Annotated in this window: 21 protein-coding genes; 12 read left to right on the top strand and 9 right to left on the bottom strand. The window is 49.6% G+C overall.

Going from position 1 to position 24,280, the window contains the following annotated elements; translation table 11 throughout:
- Window positions 1-94: 94 nt before the first annotated feature.
- The 6 genes from FPL14_RS12205 (at window position 95) to FPL14_RS12180 (ending at window position 6,722) form a co-directional block, all read left to right on the top strand.
- Window positions 95-991, top strand: coding sequence for a carbohydrate ABC transporter permease (locus FPL14_RS12205; RefSeq protein ID WP_229263889.1), 897 nt, complete (start codon window positions 95-97; stop codon window positions 989-991).
- Window positions 988-1,869 (top strand): carbohydrate ABC transporter permease, encoded by an 882-nt coding sequence (locus FPL14_RS12200; RefSeq protein ID WP_182303188.1) that lies wholly within the window; start codon window positions 988-990, stop codon window positions 1,867-1,869. Before FPL14_RS12205 ends, FPL14_RS12200 begins: the two co-directional genes overlap by 4 nt.
- Window positions 1,870-1,911: 42 nt before the next feature.
- Window positions 1,912-3,255 carry an ABC transporter substrate-binding protein gene (locus FPL14_RS12195; protein WP_229263888.1) on the top strand — a complete coding sequence of 448 codons (1,344 nt, stop codon included), beginning with the start codon at window positions 1,912-1,914 and terminating at the stop codon, window positions 3,253-3,255.
- A gap of 113 nt (window positions 3,256-3,368) precedes the next feature.
- Window positions 3,369-4,361: a LacI family DNA-binding transcriptional regulator gene (locus tag FPL14_RS12190; protein WP_182303187.1), complete on the top strand. Its 993-nt coding sequence runs from the start codon at window positions 3,369-3,371 to the stop codon at window positions 4,359-4,361.
- Between the two features lie 28 nt (window positions 4,362-4,389).
- Entirely contained in the window at window positions 4,390-5,364 is a 975-nt protein-coding gene (locus FPL14_RS12185) for an N-acetylglucosamine kinase (protein ID WP_182303186.1), read from the top strand.
- A 50-nt stretch (window positions 5,365-5,414) separates the two neighbouring features.
- On the top strand, window positions 5,415-6,722 hold the full coding sequence (locus FPL14_RS12180; RefSeq protein WP_182303185.1) for a 6-phospho-beta-glucosidase: 1,308 nt from the start codon (window positions 5,415-5,417) through the stop codon (window positions 6,720-6,722).
- A gap of 406 nt (window positions 6,723-7,128) precedes the next feature.
- Here FPL14_RS12180 and FPL14_RS12175 read toward each other — a convergent pair whose 3' ends face one another.
- Both FPL14_RS12175 and FPL14_RS12170 read right to left on the bottom strand, forming a co-directional pair.
- Window positions 7,129-7,719 carry a hypothetical protein gene (locus FPL14_RS12175; RefSeq protein ID WP_182303184.1) on the bottom strand — a complete coding sequence of 197 codons (591 nt, stop codon included), beginning with the start codon at window positions 7,717-7,719 and terminating at the stop codon, window positions 7,129-7,131.
- Between the two features lie 72 nt (window positions 7,720-7,791).
- Window positions 7,792-8,343 carry a hypothetical protein gene (locus tag FPL14_RS12170; RefSeq protein WP_182303183.1) on the bottom strand — a complete coding sequence of 184 codons (552 nt, stop codon included), beginning with the start codon at window positions 8,341-8,343 and terminating at the stop codon, window positions 7,792-7,794.
- Between the two features lie 148 nt (window positions 8,344-8,491).
- On the opposite strand from FPL14_RS12170, the gene FPL14_RS12165 reads away from it, so the two are divergent.
- On the top strand, window positions 8,492-8,896 hold the full coding sequence (locus FPL14_RS12165) for a hypothetical protein (RefSeq protein ID WP_182303182.1): 405 nt from the start codon (window positions 8,492-8,494) through the stop codon (window positions 8,894-8,896).
- Between the two features lie 291 nt (window positions 8,897-9,187).
- Here the strand turns inward: FPL14_RS12165 and FPL14_RS12160 are convergent, their stop codons facing one another.
- Window positions 9,188-9,454: a BhlA/UviB family holin-like peptide gene (locus FPL14_RS12160; RefSeq protein ID WP_182303181.1), complete on the bottom strand. Its 267-nt coding sequence runs from the start codon at window positions 9,452-9,454 to the stop codon at window positions 9,188-9,190.
- 267 nt (window positions 9,455-9,721) lie between these two features.
- Between FPL14_RS12160 and FPL14_RS12155 the strand changes: the two genes are divergently transcribed.
- Together FPL14_RS12155 and FPL14_RS12150 are read left to right on the top strand one after the other, a co-directional pair.
- Entirely contained in the window at window positions 9,722-10,435 is a 714-nt protein-coding gene (locus tag FPL14_RS12155) for a hypothetical protein (RefSeq protein WP_182303180.1), read from the top strand.
- A 153-nt stretch (window positions 10,436-10,588) separates the two neighbouring features.
- Window positions 10,589-12,859, top strand: a complete 2,271-nt coding sequence (locus tag FPL14_RS12150) for a glycoside hydrolase domain-containing protein (RefSeq protein WP_182303179.1) — start codon at window positions 10,589-10,591, stop codon at window positions 12,857-12,859.
- A 117-nt stretch (window positions 12,860-12,976) separates the two neighbouring features.
- Here FPL14_RS12150 and FPL14_RS12145 read toward each other — a convergent pair.
- Window positions 12,977-14,334, bottom strand: a protein-coding gene (locus tag FPL14_RS12145) for an IS1182 family transposase (RefSeq protein WP_182299851.1) whose coding sequence is annotated in 2 segments (ribosomal slippage) — window positions 12,977-13,764 and window positions 13,764-14,334 — 1,359 coding nt in all. Because the reading frame shifts where the segments join, the coding sequence is not laid out codon by codon here.
- Between the two features lie 119 nt (window positions 14,335-14,453).
- A complete protein-coding gene (locus tag FPL14_RS12140; RefSeq protein WP_182303178.1) occupies window positions 14,454-14,807 on the bottom strand; it encodes a hypothetical protein in 354 nt (117 codons plus the stop codon).
- A gap of 632 nt (window positions 14,808-15,439) precedes the next feature.
- Here FPL14_RS12140 and FPL14_RS12135 point away from each other — a divergent pair.
- A complete protein-coding gene (locus FPL14_RS12135) occupies window positions 15,440-17,728 on the top strand; it encodes an ATP-dependent DNA helicase (RefSeq protein WP_229263887.1) in 2,289 nt (762 codons plus the stop codon).
- A 557-nt stretch (window positions 17,729-18,285) separates the two neighbouring features.
- Here the strand turns inward: FPL14_RS12135 and FPL14_RS12130 are convergent.
- The 4 genes from FPL14_RS12130 to FPL14_RS12115 are packed head-to-tail and all read right to left on the bottom strand — an operon-like array spanning window position 18,286 to window position 22,118.
- Window positions 18,286-19,059 (bottom strand): ATP-binding cassette domain-containing protein, encoded by a 774-nt coding sequence (locus FPL14_RS12130; protein WP_182303177.1) that lies wholly within the window; start codon window positions 19,057-19,059, stop codon window positions 18,286-18,288.
- Between the two features lie 21 nt (window positions 19,060-19,080).
- Complete coding sequence (ssuC, locus tag FPL14_RS12125; protein ID WP_182303176.1) at window positions 19,081-19,860, bottom strand: aliphatic sulfonate ABC transporter permease SsuC; 780 nt, start codon at window positions 19,858-19,860, stop codon at window positions 19,081-19,083.
- Complete coding sequence (gene ssuD / locus FPL14_RS12120; RefSeq protein WP_182303175.1) at window positions 19,832-21,019, bottom strand: FMNH2-dependent alkanesulfonate monooxygenase; 1,188 nt, start codon at window positions 21,017-21,019, stop codon at window positions 19,832-19,834. The genes ssuC and ssuD overlap by 29 nt, the downstream gene beginning before the upstream one ends.
- A gap of 43 nt (window positions 21,020-21,062) precedes the next feature.
- On the bottom strand, window positions 21,063-22,118 hold the full coding sequence (locus FPL14_RS12115; RefSeq protein WP_182303174.1) for a sulfonate ABC transporter substrate-binding protein: 1,056 nt from the start codon (window positions 22,116-22,118) through the stop codon (window positions 21,063-21,065).
- 271 nt (window positions 22,119-22,389) lie between these two features.
- Between FPL14_RS12115 and FPL14_RS12110 the strand changes: the two genes are divergently transcribed.
- Window positions 22,390-23,598: a helix-turn-helix domain-containing protein gene (locus FPL14_RS12110; protein ID WP_182303173.1), complete on the top strand. Its 1,209-nt coding sequence runs from the start codon at window positions 22,390-22,392 to the stop codon at window positions 23,596-23,598.
- 124 nt (window positions 23,599-23,722) lie between these two features.
- On the top strand, window positions 23,723-24,241 hold the full coding sequence (def, locus tag FPL14_RS12105; RefSeq protein WP_182303172.1) for a peptide deformylase: 519 nt from the start codon (window positions 23,723-23,725) through the stop codon (window positions 24,239-24,241).
- Window positions 24,242-24,280 lie beyond the last annotated feature (39 nt).

The following is a 24,280-nucleotide window of genomic DNA, read 5'->3' as shown; positions in this document are numbered from 1 at the left end:
GCTATTATGCTAAATTTTTTATCTAAAAAGTTTAAGCGGTTTAACTTTTGGAAGTGGAATCATAGCCTACCCGTCAACGAAGGGGGACCATGGATTGAAGTCGACAAGGGAAAGCCGCCGCGAAGGGAGATTGTTCTATTTTTTCGTGTCTCCGTGGCTAATAGGATTTATCGTATTCGCATTATTTCCGGTAATGGCTTCCTTGTATTACAGCTTCACGGAGTACGACATCATCCATGCGCCCGAATTTATCGGATTCGGCAACTACAACGAGCTATTCCGCGATGAGCAGTTCTGGAATTCCATTCAAGTCACGCTGAAGTACACGTTCATTAGCGTTCCGTTGACGCTGTTCCTGTCTTTGGTCTTCGCGATCCTGATCAATCAGAAAATTCCGCTCAGGGGATTCTTCCGGACGGCGATGTATTTTCCGAGCATGATCTCGGGCGTGTCGATGGCGTTGTTATGGTTCTGGGTATTCAACCCTCAGGCGGGGCTGTTCAATTACGGGCTTTCGCTATTCGGAATCGATCCGATCCACTGGTTCCTGGACGAGAAATACGCGATGTGGGCGCTCATCGTTATGTCGTTCTGGGGGCTGGGCGGAGGGATGTTGATTTTCCTGGCGGGATTGCAGGGCGTTCCGGCTCATTTGCTGGAGGCCGCTAAGCTGGACGGCGCCGGACGGCTTCGTACCTTCTGGAACGTTACGTTTCCGCTCATCTCCCCGGTGTTCCTTTTTCAGTTGATCATCGGATTGATCGAATCGTTCCAAGTCTTCACGCAGGCCTACACGATTACTCAGGGCGGGCCCAATTACTCGACATGGTTCTACGTGTACAACATTTACATTAATGCGTTCAAGAATTTCCGGTACGGGTATGCCTCGGCTATGTCTTGGATCCTCCTGATCGCGGTCACGATCATCACCTTCATCATTATGAAGATGTCCAATCGTTACGTGTACTACGAAGGAGGGCGTGAGAGATGAGTCAAGTCGCGCTTGCGAAGCAACAACCCGTCAAACGGAAAAAGGCGAAGATAGAGCTTGCTCGGATCATCGGGTTTCTCGTTTTGTTGATCGTAACGGTAGCTATGATTATGCCTCTAGGTTTTATGTTATCGACATCACTCAAGACGACCAAGGAGATGCTCGTATTCCCGCCAACGGTCATACCGGAGCATTTCGCTTGGGAGAATTTCAAGGAATTGTTCGTCAACTCGGAGATCAAATTCGGCCGGCAATACATGAACAGCTTGATCGTCGCGATCGCGACGGTCATCGGAACGGTGTTCTCCTCCTCGTTCGTCGCGTTCGGCTTCGCCCGGTATCGGGCGAGAGGGAGCCAGTTATTGTTCGTGCTCGTGCTCAGTACGCTGATGCTGCCTTATCCGGCAATCATGATTCCGCAGTTTCTTCTCTTCACGAAGCTAGGCCTTCATGATTCTTTGCTGCCGCTCATTCTGCCTTCCTTTTTCGCGTCGGCTTACATGATCTTTTTGCTAAAGCAGTTTTTCGCCACGATACCGAACGAGTTATACGATGCCGGAAGGATGGACGGTTGCAGGGAAGTGCGTTTGTATTGGAGCTTGACCTTGCCCCTGTCCGGTCCGGTGCTCGCGACCGTGGCGATCTTCTCCTTCATCTGGAGCTGGAATGATCTGCTTGCGCCCGTTCTCTATCTGGATTCGCAAGAAAACTTTACCCTTCCGATCGGGATGGCGGCGATGCTGAGCTCCAAGTTTCGGATCGCTCCTTGGAACTTAATGATGGCGGCTTCTCTGCTGTCCGTCCTTCCGATCGTCGTCCTTTTCGCGATCGCGCAAAAGCGATTCGTCCAAGGCATCGTTCTTACCGGCATCAAGTAATCGCTCACATATTCCGTACCAACAATATTAAGGGGGATAAACATGAGGATGAAGAAGGGTAAGTTGGCTTTCGCCTTAACGGTGGCATTCGGATTGGTCGCGACGGCATGTTCAAGCGGAGGAGGCAAGGAAGGGAAAGAAGGGGAAACGGTCACGATCACGCATTATACCATCGATTCGCCGGATCGCACGTTCGTCGAGAAGCTCATCCCGGATTTCGAAGCTAAGCATCCGAACATCAAGATCAAGGTTACAAAGGCGCCTTACGAGCAATTCGATTCCAAGCTCCAGTCCTCCATCGCCGCCAAGAACGCGCCGGATGTCACGTCCCATTGGGGATACGGCGGATTTATGGAGTACTACAACAAGGGCATGCTGGCGGACTTGACTCCTTATCTTGACGGCTTCAGCGGTGCCGATTACAACATCCCCGAAGATGTCATGAACATCTATAAGGTAGATGGCAAAACTTACGGCATCCCGCTGAACAGCTACGTTACGGTTATGCTCTATAACAAAGATCTTTTCGATAAAGCCGAACTCGAGTATCCTCCGACGGACTACGAAGACAAGAGCTGGACGTTCGATAAGATGGTGGATTACGCGAAAAAAATGACGGTAGATTCCACGGACCTGGCGGAAGCGCAGTATGGCGTCGACTTCGGTTTCGGCGAACGGGATCAACGTCCGCAATATTTCGGCGCCGACGTCTATTCCGATGACACGTGGACCAATGGCGGCAAGCCTTCCGAGATCAATCTGAACAAGCCGGAAGTCGTAGAGGCGTACAAGAAAATCTATGGACTCATCTACGATCAGAAGGTTTCTCCTACGCCGGCGTTCTCCAAGTCCGTATCGGGACAGTTCGGGGATCCGTTCCTTTCCGGCAAGATCGCCATGTCCGTCGTCGGTTCATGGAGCTTGGCCGCATCGAGCGACTTCAGCTTTAACGTCGGCGTAGCCGCGGTTCCGCAAGGCCCGAACGAGAAGGTCAGAAGCGTTCTGTACGTCGATCCGCTCTTCGTGCTGAAGGACTCCAAGCATCCCAAAGAAGCTTTGGAATGGATTAAGTATTTGATCACGACCGAGGTGCAAGAGAAATCGATCGAGCTGAGCGGGGGCAATCCGCCGGTAAACCAGAAGGCCGCTGAGAAATATTACAGCAACTTCGAGGGCATCGATCCCGAGCAAATCAAGCAAGTGTTCGAGGGAGCGTACAAATACGGCTTCGAATCTTACAACCATCTGATCTCCAACTATTCGCAGATTAACGAATTGTTCATCAATGAGCTCGCAAGCGTCGAGAACGGCGACAAGAAGGTAGAAGAAGCGCTTCCCGGCATCGAGGAGAAGCTGAAGAGCCTGCTCGAACGGGTGAACAAGTAAAGAGTCGCCGGGGCAGTGGGGAGGCGGAACTCCACTGCCCCTCCGGCAATGAATATTGCGCCAACTATGGTACGTTAATGACATATCATTTTATCGTACAGGGGCGTTAGGCGATGAAGGTTAGTATCTTTGATGTAGCGAGAAAATCGGGCTTGTCCGTGGTTACGGTGTCGAGGGTGTTGAACAATTCCTCTTCCGTGCGTCATAAGAATAGAGAAAAAGTGCTGCAGGCCATGAAGGAGCTGGACTATCATCCGAATGCCTCCGCTCGGAGCCTGGCACGCGGCAAAACAGGAATTATCGGCTTAACGATTACGACGTTGCATGACTCTTTCTTCGACACGGTCGTAAAGGAGATTAACGATCGGCTCGCGGAGCATGGTTATTTCTTGGCGTTATCGATCTCCAAGAGCTATGAGGATGCCTTCCATCGTTCCTTGTTCCAAGAAGACCGCGTCGACGGCGTCATCCTGCTGTCGCCGGTGGACGAGGATGAATACGTCATGGAGCTCAAGAAGAAGAAAATTCCGTTTATTTTGATCGATAATTCGAAGAAGAACCCTTCCGTCACGTCCATCATCGTGGACAATTTTAAGGGAGGATACGAAGCGGCTAAGCATCTGATCGAACTCGGACATACGGAAATCGCGCATATTGCCGGCCCGCTCGCCTATCTGAGCAGCAGGGAGAGGGAGCGGGGATTCGCGGCCGCGTTGGAGGAAGCCGGATTGAAGCCTTACTGCATAGAACGGGGTTTTTTCGATATCGCCTCGGGGTATGACATTGCTATGCAGTGGATCCGTACCGGAAAACTGCCGTCGGCGATATTCGCGGCGGATGACTATATTGCGCTTGGCGTTATTAATGCCTGTTTGCAGGAAGGGATAAGCATCCCTCGCGACCTGTCGATCGTCGGCTTCGACGATCAAATATTCGCGACGGAGTTTCGTCCGATGCTTACAACGGTTAGGCAGCCTGCGGATAAAATCGGAGCGGCGGGCGTCGAGCTCATGTTAGCCGCGATTAACGATTCGGCCAAACGGAACGTAACGATGCAGGTTGAACCCGAATTGATTATCAGGGAGTCCACCGCTCGTAAAACATAAGATTCGGCATAACTACGAGGTGAGTCAAATGAAGTACTATTTGGGCGTAGACGGAGGCGGCAGCAAGACTTATACGCTAATCGTCGATGAACTTGGAACGATAGTCGGCAAAGGAAATAGCGGCAACGGGAATCATCAAACCGGATACGAAACGGCCAAGCGGAACATCCGCGAATCCGTGGAGATGGCTTTGGCGGAAGCGGGGTTGAAGCGCGAAGATATCGAGTTCGCCTATTTCGGACTTGCGGGCGCGGACAGGGAGATCGACTACAGGATCTTGCGTCCTATGATCGCGGAGCTCGGTTTTCCAAGGCATGAGATCAATTGCGATACGATGATCGCGCTAAGAGCGGGGACCGACCGCCCGTACGGCGTCGTGCTGATCTGCGGCACGGGCTCCAATAGCGCGGGAGTTAACGCGAAGGGGCAGTTCTTTCAATGCGGAGGATTCACTTATTTGTACGGTGACTTCGGCGGAGGAGGCTCGTTGTGCGTGGAGGTATTCCGCTCGGTCATCCGGGCTTGGGATGGCCGCGAGCGGCCGACGATGTTAACGCGGCTGCTGCTGGACGATCTCGGTTACGACAACGTGCAGGCGATGTTCGACGATTACCTGGATCACAACAAGGTGCCGCCGATTCGCGTCGCGAAGCTATTGTTCCAAGCCGCGGGCGAGGGAGACGAGGTTGCCCAAGCCATTCTTCGTCACCAGGGCGAGGAGCTTGGCCGCTCCGCCAAAGCCGTCATCAGACGTCTGTGCATGGAGAACGATAGTTTCGACGTCGTCCTGGCGGGAAGCATCGTTACCCGCGGCGAGGGAGATTTCGTGCATGCCTCTATCAGGCAAGCCGTGAAAGAAGCCGCTCCCGGAGCGAAGGTCGTCAAGCTGCAGGTGGAGCCGGTAGTCGGCGCGGTATGGCTCGCCGTGGAAGCGAGCGGGATCCCGCTCCCGGAACTCATTTATGATCGATTACGCACGGTTTCCGAATATAGCTCGGTTTAATTTGGATGCTATCTTAAACATACATGACTTACCAAGGAGATGGACAAGGGATGACAAAGGCACAAGGTTTGAAAATCGCGGTCATTGGCGGAGGTTCGTCGTACACTCCGGAAATCGTGGAAGGCTTCATTAAAAGTTATGAGCAATTGCCGATCAGGGAACTATGGCTCGTCGATATCGAGGCGGGCAAGCATAAGCTAGAGATCGTAGGGGAGCTTGCCAAGAGGATGGTCGCCAAATCCGGGCTGCCGATCGACGTGCATCTCACTTTAGACCGTCGGAAGGCGATCGCGGGAGCGGATTTCGTGTCGACGCAAATGCGGGTCGGTTTGCTTGAAGCGCGCAAATACGATGAGCACATTCCGAACAAATACGGCGTCATCGGCCAAGAGACGACGGGTCCCGGAGGCATGATGAAGGCTCTTCGCACGATTCCGGTCCTGCTCGATATTTGCAAGGATATCGAAGAGCTGGCTCCGAATGCTTGGCTGCTTAACTTCACGAATCCGGCGGGGATGGTCACCGAGGCGATCGCGCGCCATTCCAAGGTGAAGAGCATCGGTCTGTGCAATGCCCCGATCGGTCTGCATAAATGGCTGAGCAAGAAATACGATACGACGTCCGACCATATTTACACCGAGTTCGTCGGGCTTAACCATTTGCACTGGGTAACGCGGATCGAAGTAGAAGGCGAGGACAAATTGACGGAACTGCTCGATAAACGGGAAGAGTATTCCGGCAAGAACGTACCGGCGACGGAGTGGGATCTTGATTTCCTGCGCGGTCTCGGAGGGTTCCCGTCCTACTATTTGAAATATTTCTATTTAACCGACGTTATGCTGGAAGAGCAGTTGGAATCGTTGAAAGCGAACGGAACGCGAGCGGAAGTCGTGAAACGGGTAGAAGACGAATTGTTCGAACTGTATCGGGACCCGGATTTGCAAGAAAAGCCGAAACAATTGGAGCAACGCGGCGGCGCCTACTATTCCGAAGCTGCGGTTAACCTTATGGTATCGTTGTATAACGACAAGCGCGATATCCAGACGCTGAACGTGACGAACGGCAAAATTCTCGACTTTCTTCCGGAGGATGCCGCTATCGAGGTCAATTGCGTCGTTACCGGCAAGGGTCCGATCCCGCTCCCGGTCACTAACGTGCCGGAGCAAGCGAAAGGTTTGATCCACGCGGTCAAAACGTACGAAAGATTAACGATCGAAGCGGCGATTACGGGCGATAGGGCGATTGCCTTGCAAGCGATGGCGAGCCATCCGCTCGTGCCTTCGGTGAAAGTAGCCAAAGCGCTGCTGGACGAGATGCTGGAGCAGAATAAGCCGTACCTTCCCGCTTTCTTCAAATAAGTCGCAGTCATCGAAAAAGCAGAGCCGAGAGGCTCTGCTTTTTTTGTCCTTTCCCCTTAACCGAACCGATAGTTAGCCCTTTGACGAAATAACGCCGGAGCATCGGATACAGCAGGATGATCGGTCCGATCGTCGGTCATTTGATTCTGGTAAGTTGGTGCTTTGTTGCGGTTTGGAGATCAACAACACCAATTGGATGAGTTCCACTGTGTTGATCTACCCTGCCCCTTCGAATTCCTCCGGCACTGTGCGGAGAACGGGACTATGCCATCCCTCGTTGAAGGTATCGTGAAGTATACATTGTACGAACTGAAAGGGATGCTCTTTAATTTTTTGTAAAGTAACCATTCTAAGATAAATTTTTGCTATGGAAAACGCCCGACCCCGAAGGGGAGGGCGATTATATTTAGATCGTGTTAATATCGTAGTTAGAAGGATTTTTAATAATATCGAAATCAACATAGGCAGGTTGTGAAAATTGCGTATATGTTCCATCTGCTTTCTTAACGCCCCATACACGAATAAAACGGAAATCATAAGTTTGGAAAACGTTAGAACCTCTGGTGAATCCATACACATTTGGTTCGGAAACTCCAGGGTCGAAAACGATTTTTTCCGTAGTTGGGATCGTGTAAATAATACTTGTTTGGGTAGAGTTATAAATATTTACGGAATTTCTTAACGAGTATACAGAGCCGTTTCCGGGCAAGTGACAAAAGCTAGAACCGTATTTTTTGCAGTTGAAATAGTTCAACCGGTAAATGTTTACGTATTCATTTGTACCGCCCGAACCTTGACGTACAACCTCGTACATGTAATCCGTACCGAGAGAGGTATTCGCAGGGTAAAGCCATTGTCCCGCCGTTGTATACGTACGCATTGTAATACCTTCGACAAAAATTAGTTGCCCCTTTACCATCCATATATTAAAACCGCCCGCAGTATCTTTAATATATCCAGTTTCCCCACCATATACATAAACCCATGATCCTGCCATTTAGATTCCCCCTATTTGTTTTAGTAAAAACTTGGGGGCAGGAAAAAACCTACGCCCCAAGAAAAAGGTTCCTTAATTGTGCTTGATGTTAAATACGCTTTTCCCGTCGCCGCTCGCTAGAATCTGCGTATCAATGTACATATCGTGACCCGAAATGCTTTTCCAAGTGCTATTCGTATCGTCGTAGTAGTACGCAATTTGTACGTAATTGTAAAGCGTATCATGTCTGAATGCTTCAGTGGCAAAAGCTACTTTAGACGTAGTCAACGAAGCAAATACTGTTGTACCTAATTCATTAACGACTTTCGCAGCACGCCTAACCCCTGCAATCCGACAAGAATTACCTCCAATAGTAAGACTACCTAAATCAGATTTTTCTTCTAGTCTCCACAGATTATTGTCGTTTGACTCATAGTCGATATAACCAGTACCCCAAGTACCGTTATCCTGACGAAATCTAACAAAGTCCACTGCGAATCCGCTAGGGTCTCCACCAAGTGTGCTATAAACGGGAACGTCTCCTAAAGGATAGGTACTTACCCAATAAGCCAATGGTGCCGTATCTTGGTTCATAACCTCCATAATAAAAGCGTCGCCTGGACCGATATACCCAATAACTGGCATTCAAATTCCTCCTAGTAGTTTTGTTAAGGTTGACGCCTCATCCGCCATTACCTTACGCTTAGGTATGTCGTTTTTATTTTTAGGTTGTGACTCGTGATGCAAAGTATTATCATGATATATAATTAGATTTTTTTGGGAGGTTCTTCCAATGACCAACAACTTAAAACGTGATGTCACCGCGCTGGTTCTAATAGTAATTGTTTTGGGAATTGTCTTCAGCGCAAATTGGGTAAATGCGACGGTTAAGGTTGGACCGGTTAAGTCCTATATGAATATAGTCGATTCCACCGAACGCTTAGGCACGTTTTTAGATAATTACACTTCATTATCGCCACTCCAAGTAATTACCACCGATTTTAATCCGCAAATTTACACAGACGCAGCCGCAGACGCGCCCGATTACGGTACCGCGAACGACCTGCGATATGCCGCCGAACTCATCACGAAATTCAACGACGGAGCGGGGGTAAAAACACTTCAAGAAGCCTACGACGTTCTAATCCAAGTTATCGCGCATTTCCGGGAACTACCGCTAACGCCTCCAGATTTATAAAGCTTTTGCTGAATTTACTTTCTACTATAAGAAGAGATCGCTCATCCCGAATCCCTTGTTTCGGCTCTTCAGGGGGTGTTGCTACACCTTACGTACTATGACTTCTATTAGGCTCATGACTACTACTGCCTTCGACCTTTGGTGGGAATAAAATAATACATGAAGAGAAGGTTTTTGATCGAGAAACCCACGTCGTTTTTTTGACGTGGGTTTCTCTTTCTTTTTTTGGATAGTGTTTTAAGTCGGGGGATTCTTGTTCTGAATAAATAAAAGAGATAAATCCGTCAGAACTCAGGACCGATGTACCACCGCTTTCTTACTTTTTCCTATGAGTTCACTTTTTATTTCTTGCACATCGTCAGATATGTTTTCATATTGTCTCGATAACCCCTCGAATTGCTTCAACATTTCACTAATAAAGTCGGTAAGTTTTTCTTCACGCGTTTTGCTTTCTGACTCTCTTCGCTTACCCTCACGCAGTTGATAGAGATATAAAGAGATAAATAAGACCGCCCAAATACCCTGTTGGGTTGCACTTTCAATCATCGATTGTTCCATGAATACAATCCCCTCCTTTAATTAGACTCAAACTATTATGTCGTAAGAGGTCATTTATCCGTGACTTGTCCATGTTCTTATTAATGAGTGGTCTGATTGATCGTAGCGGGATTCCTAATAATCCAAAATTTGGATACGTTTTTTGTGCGAAGTATGAGGTGCTAGATGCGATAAACATGTTATGATCTGGGTTTTAATCCAAAAATTATAAATAATTCATTGATAATTAACCTTGGTAATGATATTTTTTTACTATGTCACGAACATATGTTCCTATTCGACATAAAGATAAACAGAACGGAGAGAGGAGAATATAAACATGGCGATCAAAATAAATGGAAAAAAATTAATGATTTAGCTTACGAATTCTCACTAACAAGAAATCAGACAACTTTTAGAGATCTTTTTTTTGAAATATATCCATTTCTGCATTTTTGGGCTGTTCGATCAAGTGCAAAAGCTCTGCAATGGGGGATTTATATACCACAAGAGGACTTTGAATCCCATTTTGGACAAGCATTATATCAATCTACGATTGGTTATGATCTCGCGATTGGTGATTTCATGCCTCGCTTTCAAAGTTATCTTAAACTCCGAGAAGCTGATGTTTGGCGTTCATATCAAACAAAATGTAATGATCAAGATCGGGGAGGTATTCGATACTACAAGGCACAACTTGATTCTCTTGATCGAAAAATTGCATTTGATGATGAGGGAATAACCCTTGGAGAGGCAGTTCTTCCTCATTCACCATCAGCAGAACAAGAATATTTCGAAAAAATTGAAGTTCAGAATTTATTAGCTGAGTTCAGGAAAGTTAACTCGCGATACGCAAATGTGGTTTCGTTACTTGATCGTGGAACAAGTAATAATGAACTTGCTCATGCTCTCGGTGAGGGAAATTACAATAACAAGGTTCGCAAATTAGTACAACGCTCTAAAGCGTATTTCCTTAACTATATCGACGAAAAAAACAAATAGATTCGAATTTTATGCAATCGGAACGGGGTAATAACTGTGCTTAATAAGTTGGCCACAGTTTTAACATAGATACTTTCCATTTAAGGGAGGATCGCCTGGTCGATATACATGAAGCTCTATTTTTGAAAAAATAAAAAGAAAGAAGGAATTACGATGGATCAAATGGTACATGCCGTTCAAGGTTGGTTGAATGACACATATGAAAACAACTCAAATTTCACCCCGGTCGCTGAAGATGGAATTACAGGTTGGGGAACAATTAGAGGCCTTATTACTGCATTACAGATCGAGATCGGAGTTTCTGCACCCAACGGGTCCTTCGGACCGCAAACTTTTAGTTTATGTCCTACAATATCCGAGTTATCCACGAATATTAATCTTGTGAAGATTGTCCAAGGGGCACTCTTCTGTAAAGGCTACAATCCGACAGGTTTTACTGGCACTTATGGAAATGGAACAAAGGCGGCAATAGAGTCATTTCAGTCCGATGCCGGTTTCGAAAATCCTGATGGCGTTACTACTCCTTTATTTATGAAAGCTCTACTTACGATGGATGCATTTGTGAATCTCGGAGATTCCGAACTTCGGACAATTCAACAAAATCTTAATCGCAAATATGGCATCGTATTTGGTCCGGATATTGGGCTTGTTCCTTGTGATGGATTGCGCTCAAGAACTTTAGCTAAAGCTCTTATATATGGCGTACAGGTCGAAGAAGGGATTCCGGTTCCCAATGGTACGTTTGGACCTCAAACCTTATCCCTTTTACCTACGCTATCTGAGGGTAGCACGAAGGCAGACTTTATTAAGCTACTTCGATATGGGCTATTCCTTAACAACTTCTATCCGTACTATTTTACTGGAGTCTTTGATGCTGCATTGAAAGGCATAGTTAAAAACTTTCAAAGTTTCGTTAAGTTAACAGCTGATGGAATAGCGGGAAAACAAACATTAGCCTCCTTATTTATCAGTTATGGTGATAAAAATAGAGCGGGGACTGCATGTGACTGCGTAACCACCATTACACCGGCGAGAGCGCAAACCTTATTTTCGAGCGGGTATAGAATTATTGGCCGATATATCGTTGGTGATTGGAAAAAAATCAAGCCAGGTGAGCTGGAAACGATATTCAATGCTGGGCTGAAAGTATTTCCGATCTATCAATCGTCAGGAAGCAGTGTTAATTACTTCACAGCCTACCAAGGTGCAAGAGATGCGGTAGCGGCTAAAAATGCTGCCTCGTCATATGGATTTAAGACAAATGCCATTATCTACTTTGCTGTCGATTTTGATTGTTCAGATGGGCAAGTTACATCGAATATTCTACCTTACTTCCGAGCCTTATCTAACACTATGGTAAGTGGAGGCGCAAAGTATAAAATCGGAATATACGGGCCAAGAAACGTATGTACTCGCGTATCGAACGAGGGACTGGCAGTTACAAGCTTTGTGAGCGATATGTCGTCAGGATTTAGCGGAAATATGGGCTATCCTCTTCCTAGTAACTGGGCTTTCGATCAAATCACCACAATTTCAGTTGGGTCAGGGGATGGATTAATTGAAATTGACAAAAATATTGCTTCCGGACGAGATCCAGCTGTAAATGAGGTTGATACAGGATATGAGCCGCCTTTGAGCAAAGAAATGCAAAACGAAGTATTTATATCTCATCTTCAAGATATCCATCAGTTAGCAATGGATTATACAAATAACGACATTTACATGGCTAATCAGAAGACCTTGCACTATTTGCGCCATGTTAACTATGATGGACTTCTTTGGGATACTGTTGCGGGTAATACTGATGATAATTTTATCAATCATGTCAAAACAACTATGAATAACCCTCCATTGGAAACGTTTTATGATCCTGAAACCGGAATTGAAATCGATATTCCGCATTGGGCAGCTACAGCAAATAGTTATACTTACCTCCTTGATGATGTTGTATGGGCTGAACTATCCGGGGCGATTGGAGATTTAATCACTTGTGCCGGAGATTCAGTGAAAGCCTATAATAATGGTCTATATCCCTCAGTTTATCTAGCAGCGAAGGCTCTCATTAATTCTGAAGTAGGTATAAGCACCTTCAGTAATTCCGATTTACTTTCAGACATTGATGCGTACCTTGTATCTGTTATGATGAACAGTAATTACAGCCGCAAATTACCAGAAATTTTCAAGACCTATTATACTGACATAAATCATTACAAAAACAGATTCGCTAACTTTACGCTCCGCTACGGGCATCTTAATCAGCTTGAGGAGAACGCCTACTATCTTCTTACAACCGAAATCCCTTTAGCATATGCTAATGTAAGAGACTTGATTTTCAAACCAGCCTTCAACGTTGTAAATTATAGTAACAGTCAGGCAGCAGAAATTGCACAAGCATACCGCGAGATCATCGAATCGAAGATCTAAAAAAATAAAAATAGAGGGGGATACCCCTCTCAGATCGTCGAGAAACCCACGTCTTTTTAGACATTGGGTTTCTTTTTTTATTTAGGTGCCTGGAAGAGGGGGGATCTGGGGAGATTATTACCCCATTTCCCTCCTGTCCAGATGGAGGGCAATCTTCTTCATATTCTGTACAGCAGCAGTCATAAGCGCTTGCTCGGTCACATTTCGCAGTCCTCGCAAACGGCAATAGCGAAACCCGTGGAGCTCTTTGGCGTCCGCAAAGCTTCGCTCAATCGTTTCTTTTCGTTTGCGGTATAGCTTCTTGCCCGACTTGCTCAGCCGGTTAAGTCGCACGCGCTCTTTGCTCTCTTCCCACACGTGCCGAGTCACGACTTTTCGGCGGTTCTGTGACCGGGTACACTTGTTTAACATCGGACATGACGCGCATTGCTGCGGATCAGAAGCATAGTGTCGGTAACCATGTCGGTCTGTCGTTTTGTACGGTAACTCCTGCTTTTGCGGACAAATATAAAGATCTCGCTCGTCATCATACTTAAATTCATGTTTGTGGTACAGGCCTTGTGTAGGATGGAATCTGCGGTGAGCAATAACGCCAAAGATTTTCCGCGTGTCCAACCCCTTACAGATCGGTGCTGTGAGGTAACCTGAATCCAATGCTACTGCTTCTACCTGAAAACCGAATCTTTCGCGTTGACGGTCCAATCGTTCGAGATAGGGCATCGAATCATGTACGTTACCTGGCGTGACAAAGACATCGGTAATGAGATTGTACTTCATATCAACCGTGCGGTGGTCCAGATAAAAGAAGCCTTCCGGCTTGCCGTCCCGAACCATATACCCGCTATCGGGATCGGTGGTACTAACCTTCACTTCCTTGTCTTCGTTCACCTCCTCTCTAGGTTTCAGGGCTTTTTTCCATGCGCCTTCCGATCAGCTTCAACAGCGGCGTTCAGCTCGTCCACATACGCCTTCGTATTTTGCTGTACTTGTTCTTTGGTGTACTTATGTTTATTGGCGCTGGACTTGATGTGAGTCGAGTCGGAAATAAGGACTCTTCCGCCGACCATCCGGTGTGAGATCGCTTGTAAGACGATTTCATCAAAGATATCTTGAAATACAGTTGTATCCTTAAACCGTGTTCTTCTATTCCAGCTAATCGTCGTATGATCCGGCACGCGGTCAGTCAATCCGAGGCCGAGGAACCAGCGATAAGCAAGATTAGTCTGGATTTCTCGCTCCAACTGCCGTTCGGACCGAATGCCATAGAAGTAGCCCAGAAAAATCATCTTAAAGAGTACGACCGGATCAACAGCGGGACGACCATTGTCTTCGCAATAAAGTGGGCGTACCTTATCATCGATGAAAGAGAAGTCGATATATTTATCGATCTTTCGAAGCATGTGATCGGCGGGAACAAGATCTTCGATGGAAACAAATTCATAGTTCTGTTGTTTATCGCGATTAGAACGAAGCATGGAAACACCATCCGTTCGGTATAGTTAAATCTATTATACCAAATTAACGCGGTGTCGTATTAAACTATTTAGATATAATAAAAGCTGTCGAGACTTTAAGTAATAAAAAAGATCTCACATTACTCCCTTAGAATCTTATAAGCTCCTCCCTCATTTAAGGTTAAAAGCACTTCTTTATTATCAGCTGATGGCTCCAATCTATATGCACCGTTTGATAAATTGCTCGCTATATATTTATCTTGGTCATTGATTGAAACGGTATTTAACTTGCGGTAAATGAATGGATATCTTTGTTCAAAAAATGTGATGGATCGAGGTATTGCTTCCTTTTGATTATTGTGAAGAGTTGCAACAAACTGTAATTGGGTCTGACGTTTCAGAAGATAATAGTTGAAATCTCCGTCGGACAAATGGATCTTCCATGCAAGAAAAATGGAGGCAATCAACAAAAAGGGAGAAATGACAATCAGCATAAACAGCCCCCCAAATCTTTGAGAGGTCATAATGTTGATTAGAATCAGGATCGTAATACCAATTAAGAAAACATGCATGAATGAGATGAAAAAATGATCTGATAAAGTATAAATAAAGATATGTTCATTTCTATAACCATTCAGATAACCAATAAATAATCGTGCAATCGTATAGAAGAGGATTATACCAACTAATAGGTATTTCTCGTAAGGCTTTACGCTATTCATCTGCTTAATTATAATTTTCAATCTACATCCCCGCATTCTTGGTTATATCCAATAACTTCATAATTTACCTAGATCATAAAACAAATTTTAATATATAAGCAAGAAAGTATTCGGGACGGCAGTCGCTTATAGAGCCGAATGTGGGGGTTAACGGGGGTTGGCGGTCGGGAACGGGGCGTCGGTACCGCTATCGGGCGATATGGTAAGCGTAAAGGCTAGCTTCTTCGTGATACGTTGCTGATATGAATGCAAATGCCGGGGAGTCGAGCGACAAATTGCGAAGAAAGCCGCTTCTTCTCTCTATGATCTGAATTGAGAAGCAACCTCGATACCGACCTTCAGCAGGCTTTATCCGGTAGTATGTGCTACAATAGAACAAACGTTCTGTGGTCGGAGGGTTGTTCATGTTGCCGTTGCCGGATAAGATTGCCCTGTCGGTGAGAGCGCTAGTCGAATATGTTTACCTAAGCGGGAGCATCGATTCCGGTTTCCGGGCGGTAAGCGCGCTGTCCGAAGGGACGAAAGCCCATCAGAAAATCCAGAAGCAATACGGCGAGCAAGACAAGAAGGAAGTGTACGTAAGCGCGGAGGTTCTCCATGAGGATCTCCTTTTCTCCGTGGACGGACGTTGCGACGGTCTTCTTCTTGCCGAGGATGGCGGCGTTACGGTAGACGAAATCAAATCGACGTCGAGGGACATCGGGGCGATGACGGAGGAGGACTCGCAGCCCGTCCATTGGGCGCAAGCGAAGTTCTATGCGTACATGTACGCCGTGGACAACGGCATGCGGCAAATGCGCGTTCGCTTAACCTATGTTCAAGTGGACACGGAGGAACAGAAGCGTTTCGAGCAGGAAGTCTCCTTGGAGGAGCTAGAGGCGTTCGTGCGGGAAGTCGTGGAACGTTATGCTCCTTATGCGCGTCTGCTTCATCGCAACAAACGCGCCCGGGACGAGAGCATCGCGGGTTTGGCATTTCCGTTCGCGGATTATCGGGAAGGGCAGCGGAAGCTCGTAGGCGCCGTCTATAAGTCGATCGACGAAGGGCGGAAATTGTTCGCCAAAGCTCCGACCGGCATAGGCAAAACGATCTCGACGTTGTATCCCGCAATCAAGGCGATCGGCCTCGGGAAGATCCAGCATCTGTTCTACTTGACGGCCCGAACGATCACGCGGACGGCGGCCGAGGATACGTTGTCCCTTATGAAAGCCCACGGGCTAAACCTTCGTTCGGTTACGGTAACGGCTAAGGACAAGATTTGTTTTCAAGAGGAAGTCGATTGCCGGGGAGACAAATGTCCGTACGCGGATGGATACTATGATCGGATAAACGGCGCGATTCTGGATATGCTGGGCAACGAAACGTTGATGAATCGCGAGGTCGTCGAGAGGTATGCCCGGAAACATAGGGTTTGTCCCTTCGAAATGTCCCTCGATGCGGCATACGGAGCGGACGCGGTCGTTTGCGATTACAATTATATTTTCGATCCGCGCGTTTCCTTGAAAAGGATGACGGGGGAACAGAAGCATCAAACCGTATTGTTGGCGGACGAGGCGCATAATTTGATCGATCGGGCCCGAGAGATGTATTCGGCCGAATTGGAGAAAAGGGATTTTCTCGAACTGGAGCGGGAGTTCAAGGGAGTTCAGGCGGATATTCATTCCGCTGCCAAAGCGGTGAATAAGTGGTTCATCGAGCGGAAGAAGCGATCGGACGGACAAGCAACGATGACGAAGGACCGACCGGCCGATCTAATGGAAATGGTGGAAGCTTTCGTCTCCGAGGCAGAGAGAGTGCTTGCCGGAGGCGGTTCGGGATCGGGCAGCGCGAAGCTGCTGGAGGTTTACTTCCGAGCGGTCAGCTTCATTCGAATCGGGAAGCTGTACGATGAGAGATACATTACCTATTCGGAAGTCGTTCGGAACGACGTGCGGTTGAAAATGTTCTGCTTGAATCCGTCGCATTTGCTTAGGCAGATGGGGAAAGGGTATCGCGCGCATGTGTTTTTCTCGGCTACGCTGTCTCCCCTTAATTACTTTATGGACATGCTGGGCGCGGACGAGGAGGACTATTCGGTTACGCTTGGCTCTCCTTTTGCGAGGGAGCAATGGGAGGTCTCTATCGTTCCGCTTTCTACGAGGTACGCGGACCGGGAACGGACGAAGCCCCGGCTCGTCAGTACGCTATTGGAGTTGGTGCGAGGACGTCCGGGCAATTATCTGTTTTTTTTCCCATCCTACGAATACATGAACGGAGTATATGGGGATTTCGTCGCGGCCGAGGGGGATATTCGCACCTTACTGCAGACGTCCGATATGCCGGAGGAAGAGCGGGAAAGCTTCTTGGCCGCATTCGACGCGGGAAATACTCGGACGCTGGTCGGATTCGCGGTCATGGGCGGCATATTCTCCGAGGGCATCGACCTGGCGGGCGACCGCCTGAGCGGAGTCGCGGTCATCGGAGTAGGCATGCCGCAGATCGGGTTGGAAAGAAATCTGATCAAGAGCTATTTTGACGACGAAGGGCGCAACGGTTTCGACTACGCGTACGTTTACCCCGGCATGAACAAAGTGCTGCAGGCGGGCGGAAGGTTGATCCGTTCGGAACGGGACCGGGGAGCGCTTATGCTCGTTGACGACCGCTACTTACAGCCTCAGTATGCGCGCTTGCTGCCGGAGGAGTGGCTGGGCTGATCCGCTCTCATCGTCGCAAAAAGCGACTATGGCGAGCCCCACCCCGCGAAACGCGCTCCCATCGTCGCAAAAAGCGACTATGGCGAGCCGCGGTCCGCGGAAACTCGCTCCCATCGTCGCAAAAAGCGACTATGGCGAGCCCCGGTCCCGGAAACTCGCTCCCATCGTCGCAAAAAGCGACTATGGCGAGCGCCGCGGTCCGCGGAAACTCGCTCCCATCGTCGCAAAAAGCGACTATGGCGAGCCCCGGTCCCGGAAACTCGCTCCCATCGTCGCAAAAAGCGACTATGGCGAGCCCCGGTCCCGGAAACTCGCTCCCATCGTCGCAAAAAGCGACTATGGCGAGCCCCGGTCCCGGAAACTCGCTCCCATCGTCGCAAAAAGCGACTATGGCGAGCCCCGGTCCCGGAAACTCGCTCCCATCGTCGCAAAAAGCGACTATGGCGAGCCCCACCCCGCGAAACTCGCTCTCATCGTCGCAAAAAGCGACTATGGCGAGCCGCGGTCCGCGAAACTCGCTCTCATCGTCGCAAAAAGCGACTATGGCGAGCCCCGGCCTATATCGAATAGGACAACTTCTTATTCCGAGTATAGTCGCTTTCGTTGCGCTCTAGAATCCGATCGAGGATCAGCTTCTCGAAATGGGCGAAGCCGCTGTCCCGTTCGCGCGGCCGATCGAGGGTGATGTTCACGTCCAAGGCGATGCGCCCTTTCTCGATCAGGATAACGCGATCGGCGAGCGCAACCGCTTCGCTGACGTCGTGGGTGACGAGCACGGCGGTGAATTGCTGCTCCGCCCACAAACTCTCGATCAGCTCCTGCATATCGATGCGGGTAAGGGCGTCCAGCGCGCCCAGCGGTTCGTCGAGCAGCAGAAGCCTCGGAGAACCGGCGAGCGCCCGGGCCAAAGCGACGCGTTGGCGCTGTCCGCCGGATAATACGCCGGGCCATTCGTTGGCGCGATCGGCTAGTCCGACTTGCGCGAGCGCCTCCAGCGCTTGCTCCTTGTCCCTCGATTTGATGCCTACCTGCACGTTCGAAACGGCTCTCTTCCACGGCAATAACCGCGCGTCTTGGAATAGCATTCTCGTATCCTCGCGAATCCCTTGAATCTCCGCTCCGTCAACGGATAGCGTGCCTTCCGTCGGGCGATCGAGCCCGGCTATCAACCTCAGCAAGGTGCTTTTGCCGCAGCCGCTTCGACCGACGATGGCAACGAATTGGCCGGCGGGGATATCGAGTTCTACGCCTTTCAATACCGACTTGTCCCCGAACCCCTTGGATGCGCCGCGAACGAGAAGGCGGGCCCCTTTATCTACTATTTTACTCATGAACAGGTTCCTCTCTTCTCGCTAGCGTTTGGCATAATTCGGATTCCACTGAAGCAGCTTGTGCTCCATCCATTTGGCCGCGGAGTCCGACAACTTTCCAAGAACGGCATAGATAATAATGGCGAAGACGACGATATCTATTCGCATGAACTCCCGGGCGTTCATGGCCATGTAGCCGATGCCGGAGTTGGCGGAGATCGTCTCGGCGACGATGAGCGTCAGCCACATGAAGCCCAAAGCATACCGCAGGCCGACAAGGATGGAGGATAAAGCTCCCGGCAAGACGACCTCGCGATACAGCGCGAAACCTCTAAGGCCGTATACCTTTGCCATCTCGATCAGACCGGGGTCGATCGAACGGATGCCGTGCAGCGTGTTCATGTAGATCGGGAAGAAGACGCCGAGAACGACCAGGAAAATTTTCGCTTTCTCGTCGATCCCGAACCAAATGATGACTAGAGGGATCAAGGCCAGATGGGGGACGTTCCTAACCATCTGCAACGTACTGTCTAACAGCCGATTGGCGGAATGGGACATCCCGTTAAGCAGCCCTAGCAAGAAGCCGATTCCTCCGCCGATGCCAAGACCGATAAAAGCTCTCCGGGTACTGTCGAGCGTATAGTTGAAAATCTCCCCCGACTTCACGAGAGAAACGCCGGCTTCCGCTACTTTGAGCGGAGTCGGCAATGTACGGGTGGAAATATATCCGAGCTGGCCCAGCAGCTGCCATACGGCAATGACGAGAATAGGCACGTAGGCCGGCGCGAACCGGTTATTGACGAGTTTGTTGAACAAGTTCATGCGTCGTTCCTCCACCTTGCGGGCCCGTCACTTTACCCGGGCGTTTGTTGTAGGCTACAAGTTCTCCGTAAGCTTCGATGGCCGATGATTGATCCAGCGCGCTCCGGGCTTTCAACGGAAGCAGCGGGAATAGCAATTCCGCTGCCCGATAGGCTTCCTCCAGGTGCGGATACCCGGAGAAAACGAACGTCTCGATGCCAAGCTCGTAGTACTCCTTAATCCGGGCCGCCACCGATTGCGGATCGCCGACCAGCGCGGTTCCCGCGCCGCCGCGGACGAGCCCGATTCCCGCCCATAGATTAGGCCCGATGACGAGCGAGGATCTGTCGCCCTTGTGCAGGTCGGCCATCCGTTTCTGTCCGACGGAATCGTATCGCGCAAGAATGCTCTGCGCCTCGGCGATAGTATCCTCATCCACATAACGGATCAGTTGGTCGGCCGCCGCCCAAGCCTCTTCGTTCGTCTCCCGGACGATCACGTGAAGCCGAATGCCGAATCGAACCGTTCTGCCGCTTGCTTCCGCAAGCTTGCGTACTTCGGCGATTTTCTTGGCGACTTCTTCCGGAGGCTCGCCCCAAGTCAAGTAGAAATCGACATGATCCGCAGCGATCCGTTGCGCCGCCGGAGACGAGCCTCCGAAATAAACCGGAGGATACGGCTTCTGCAGAGGAGGGAAGAGCAGTTGCCCTTCCTCCGTCCGCAAGTATTTGCCGTTGTAAGTGACCTGCTCCCCTTGCATGAGGCGTCGCCAGATCGTCATGAACTCGTCGGTCTGTTCGTATCTTTCCTTGTGAGAGAGGAAAATTCCGTCCCCGGCTAGCTCATGGGGATCCCCTCCCGTAACGATGTTGACCAGCAGTCTGCCGTTAGAGAAACGATCGAGCGTCGAAGCCATTCGCGCCGCGGTGGATGGAGACATAAGCCCCGGCCGAACGGCGACCAGAAATTTAAGCTTGCTAGTCGCGGAGATCAGGGAGGAGGCCGCGATCCACGCGTCCTCGCAGGCTTTGCCCGTCGGCACGAGTACGCCGTGATAGCCTAGCCGATCCGCCGCTTGGGCGATTTGCCGGGTGTAGTCGAAATCGACTGCCCTTGCTCCCTCCGAGGTTCCTAAATATCTGCCATCGCCGTGCAGTGGGATGAACCAGAATAATTCCATATGTTTGTCTCCTCAATCCCGTGCAGGGTATGGTTTGGATCTTTTATTTCAGAATGGCGTCATTGATATCGATAGCGGTCGGGATCAATTTGAGCTCGAAGAAGACGTCGGCGATTTTCTGTTGCGCCGCAATGATGTCGTCGGTAATCGGCTCTACGCCGAAACCGCGGTGGGACAGAGCTTGCTCCAAGGACGGGATGTCGAGCCCGAGCGCGGGTGCGAGCAGTTTGGCCACCTCGGATTGATTTTCCTTGGCCCACTTGTCGGATTCGTTTAATTGTTCGAGCAGCACGTCGACGGCTGCTTTATCGTTCTCCGCGAACTTCCGAGTGCTCAAATAATATTCATAGTTGTCGACAAGCCCTTCGCCGTCGGCCAGCACGCGCGCTTTCGTTGCCAATTGGGCGGCGGAGTAGAACGGCTCCCAGATGACCCAAGCATCGACGTTGCCGCTCTCGAATGCGGCTCTTGCGTCCGCCGGAGGAAGGAACACGACTTCGATGTCGGAATATTTCAAGCCTTCCTTTTCCAAATACTTCACGAGCAGATAGTGGACGTTGGAGCCTTTGTTTAAGGCGACTTTTTTACCTTTCAGATCGGCTCCCGTCTTGATCGGGGAGTTCTCCGGAACGAGAATGGCTTCCGCCTTCGGGCTGGCAGGCGAGTGGCCCAGGTAGACGAGAGGCGTACCGGCTGCTTGCGCGAAGATCGGAGGCGCTTCGCCGACGTTGCCGAAGTCGATGCTACCTACGTTCACGGCTTCCAGCAACTGCGGACCGCCCGGGAACTGCGTCCATTCCACTTTGTAGCCGATTTCTTTCAGCTTGTCTTCCAAGCCGCCTTTTTCCTTCAAAATATTGATGGAAGCGTACTTCTGATATCCGATGCGAATCGTTTTATTCGCTTCTACGGAAGGACTAGCCGCTTCTTCGCTCGGGCTTGATGCCGCGCTCGGACTGGCTGAGCTTGCTTTCGCGCTCGGAGAACCAGCTTCGTTGTTTTTGGAACCGCACGCCGACAGCAGCGTCAATGCGAATACCAATGCTAGGACGATAACCCCGCTAACCAGTTTGTTGTTTTTCTGAATCGTGTTTTTCATTCTCTTCACTACCCCTCGACTAATAATATTTTTTAGAAAAACTAATAATTCCAATAAACTTACTATGAATTTATTAACAAGAAATTATCACCCTGCTTAATAAGTGTCAATACATAGCGGAGATATGAGGAGCAATGAGGAGGAATGAGGAAGCAACCCATAAACTTCCATTTTCGTTGAAGTTTGCGCGCGATTCGATTAAGATAAGAATAACTTATAATTCCTATAATAATAGTTTGAATTAAACGTTTGCCGCGGAGGTGTGATGAGAATGCCCAACGAACGTTTCGATTTGTTAAACTTGCAGGAAGCGATGGATATATTGGGCGTTAGCCGGGCGACCATCGACCGTTGGCGCAAAGACAAGAAGCTGCCTCATATTAAGATCGGGAAAGAAATCTGGATCGATAAAAATAAATTGCAAGCTTGGGTCCATCTGCACGCCCGCGCTCAAGAACAAGAAGGAACGGTTAAAATCTCCTCCTCCTCGCGGGTCATTACGGTCGGTTACCAGAGCGGAGCGGCGTTATTGTGGAGCACCCTAGTGATCAAGAGGCTAGGCTTATTCGAAGAGGAGCTTCGCGGAATAGCTCCTTCGGCGGACTACAAGGTAAAGTGGGTCAATGCTCCCAACGGGATGGAGCTCGTGGAGGAACTGATCGGCGGCAACCTGCATATCGCGTCCATCGGGGATTATCCGATCATGGCCAGCCGGGCGCTCAGCCACGTTTTGCCGCGGTTCAAACCGTTGTTTCTGGCTTTCGACGGCAAGACGCGCAATGGGGGCGGCATCTCGCTGGTCGTTCCGACCGGCAGCGTTATCCATCGACCGGAGGATTTGAACGGCGCCGCGATCTCGACCGTCGGCAATTCGAGCGCTTCGTACCGGCTGCAGGATTGGTCGAGCACTTTCGGGCTGGAATCGGCTCCGGTCGTCCATCGGACGATGGGAGATTGCTTGAACGGAATCATAGAAGGGGATGTAGCGGCAAGCGTACTGTGGGAGCCTTACCTAAGCTGGGTGCAGTCCATAGGGGCAGGCGTACCTGTTCTCTCCGAAGGGGTGGGCGGAGACTATCTGACCGGATTGTTGGCCGACGGAAATTGGGTTCAAGGCAATGAGGAGGTCGTGATTGCTTATTTGAAAGCCCACTTAAGAGCGCATGAATTCATCCGCAATCAGCCTGACAGGGCGGCCGCCGTCGTCTCCGAAGCGAGCGGTTTCCCGGTAGCGATCGTGGCGGGCGTATTGTCGCAAATTCGGTGGGATGCTTCATTGTACCAAAGGGACCTTCAGACGTTAAATCGCTTGAGCGAACAGCAATCCGGGCAATTGCCCGCGGCGGCTAAGCCGGAGCGGCAAGGGGATGGGTTTGCTTTTGGCAAACAATATTTGCAGACCGCGGTCGAAGAACTGAAGCTTCCTATCCTTCCCGATACGCCCTTGCAGGGAGATTGGTCGAGGGACATGATCTATTAGAGTTGCTCTCCAAGTCCGCTTTTATTCAGGAAAAGTCATTGAGGCAGGATTCGAAAATATGTTATAGTAGGCGCGGAATTGCAATTTCGGGGCATGCTACAGGGGAAAGGGGCATATACGCCAAATGTCCGTATTGAATATCGTACCTTTCGGAGAATCCATCTTGCGTAAGAAAGCTAAACCCGTCGAGGAGATTACGCCGAAAATCGTTAAGCTGTTGGACGATATGGCGGAGACGCTCTACGCGTCCGAAGGTCGTGCCGGTCTGGCCTCGCCTCAAGTAGGCATCTTGCGCCGGGTAATCGTGATGGATTGCGGCACTGGATTGATAGAGCTAATAAATCCGGAAATCGTGGAATTGAGCGGGGAGCAAGAGGGCGCAGAAGCATGTTTGTCGTTTCCCGGATATCATGGATTCGTCAAACGCGCCAATTACGTGAAGATTACGACGCTTAATCGGCAAGGAGAGCGCGTCGAGATAGAGGGCGAAGGATTTTTGGCCCGTTGCATCCAGCACGAAATCGATCATCTCAACGGCGTATTGTTCGTCGACCGCGTGGAGGGCCCGTGGTTGTACGAGGATCAGACGCAGCGCAGAACAAGCCTTCTAGAGATTGTCAAACTAACGAACAAAGGGTTGTAGGGGATTTAAACGGCGGCGGATTGGACAAAATGAAATAGG

Origin of the sequence: Cohnella cholangitidis (genome assembly GCF_014107495.1) — a bacterium.
In the GTDB taxonomy this organism is placed as follows: Bacteria; Bacillota; Bacilli; order Paenibacillales; family Paenibacillaceae; genus Cohnella; species Cohnella cholangitidis.
This window is presented reverse-complemented; position numbering and strand designations above follow the sequence as displayed.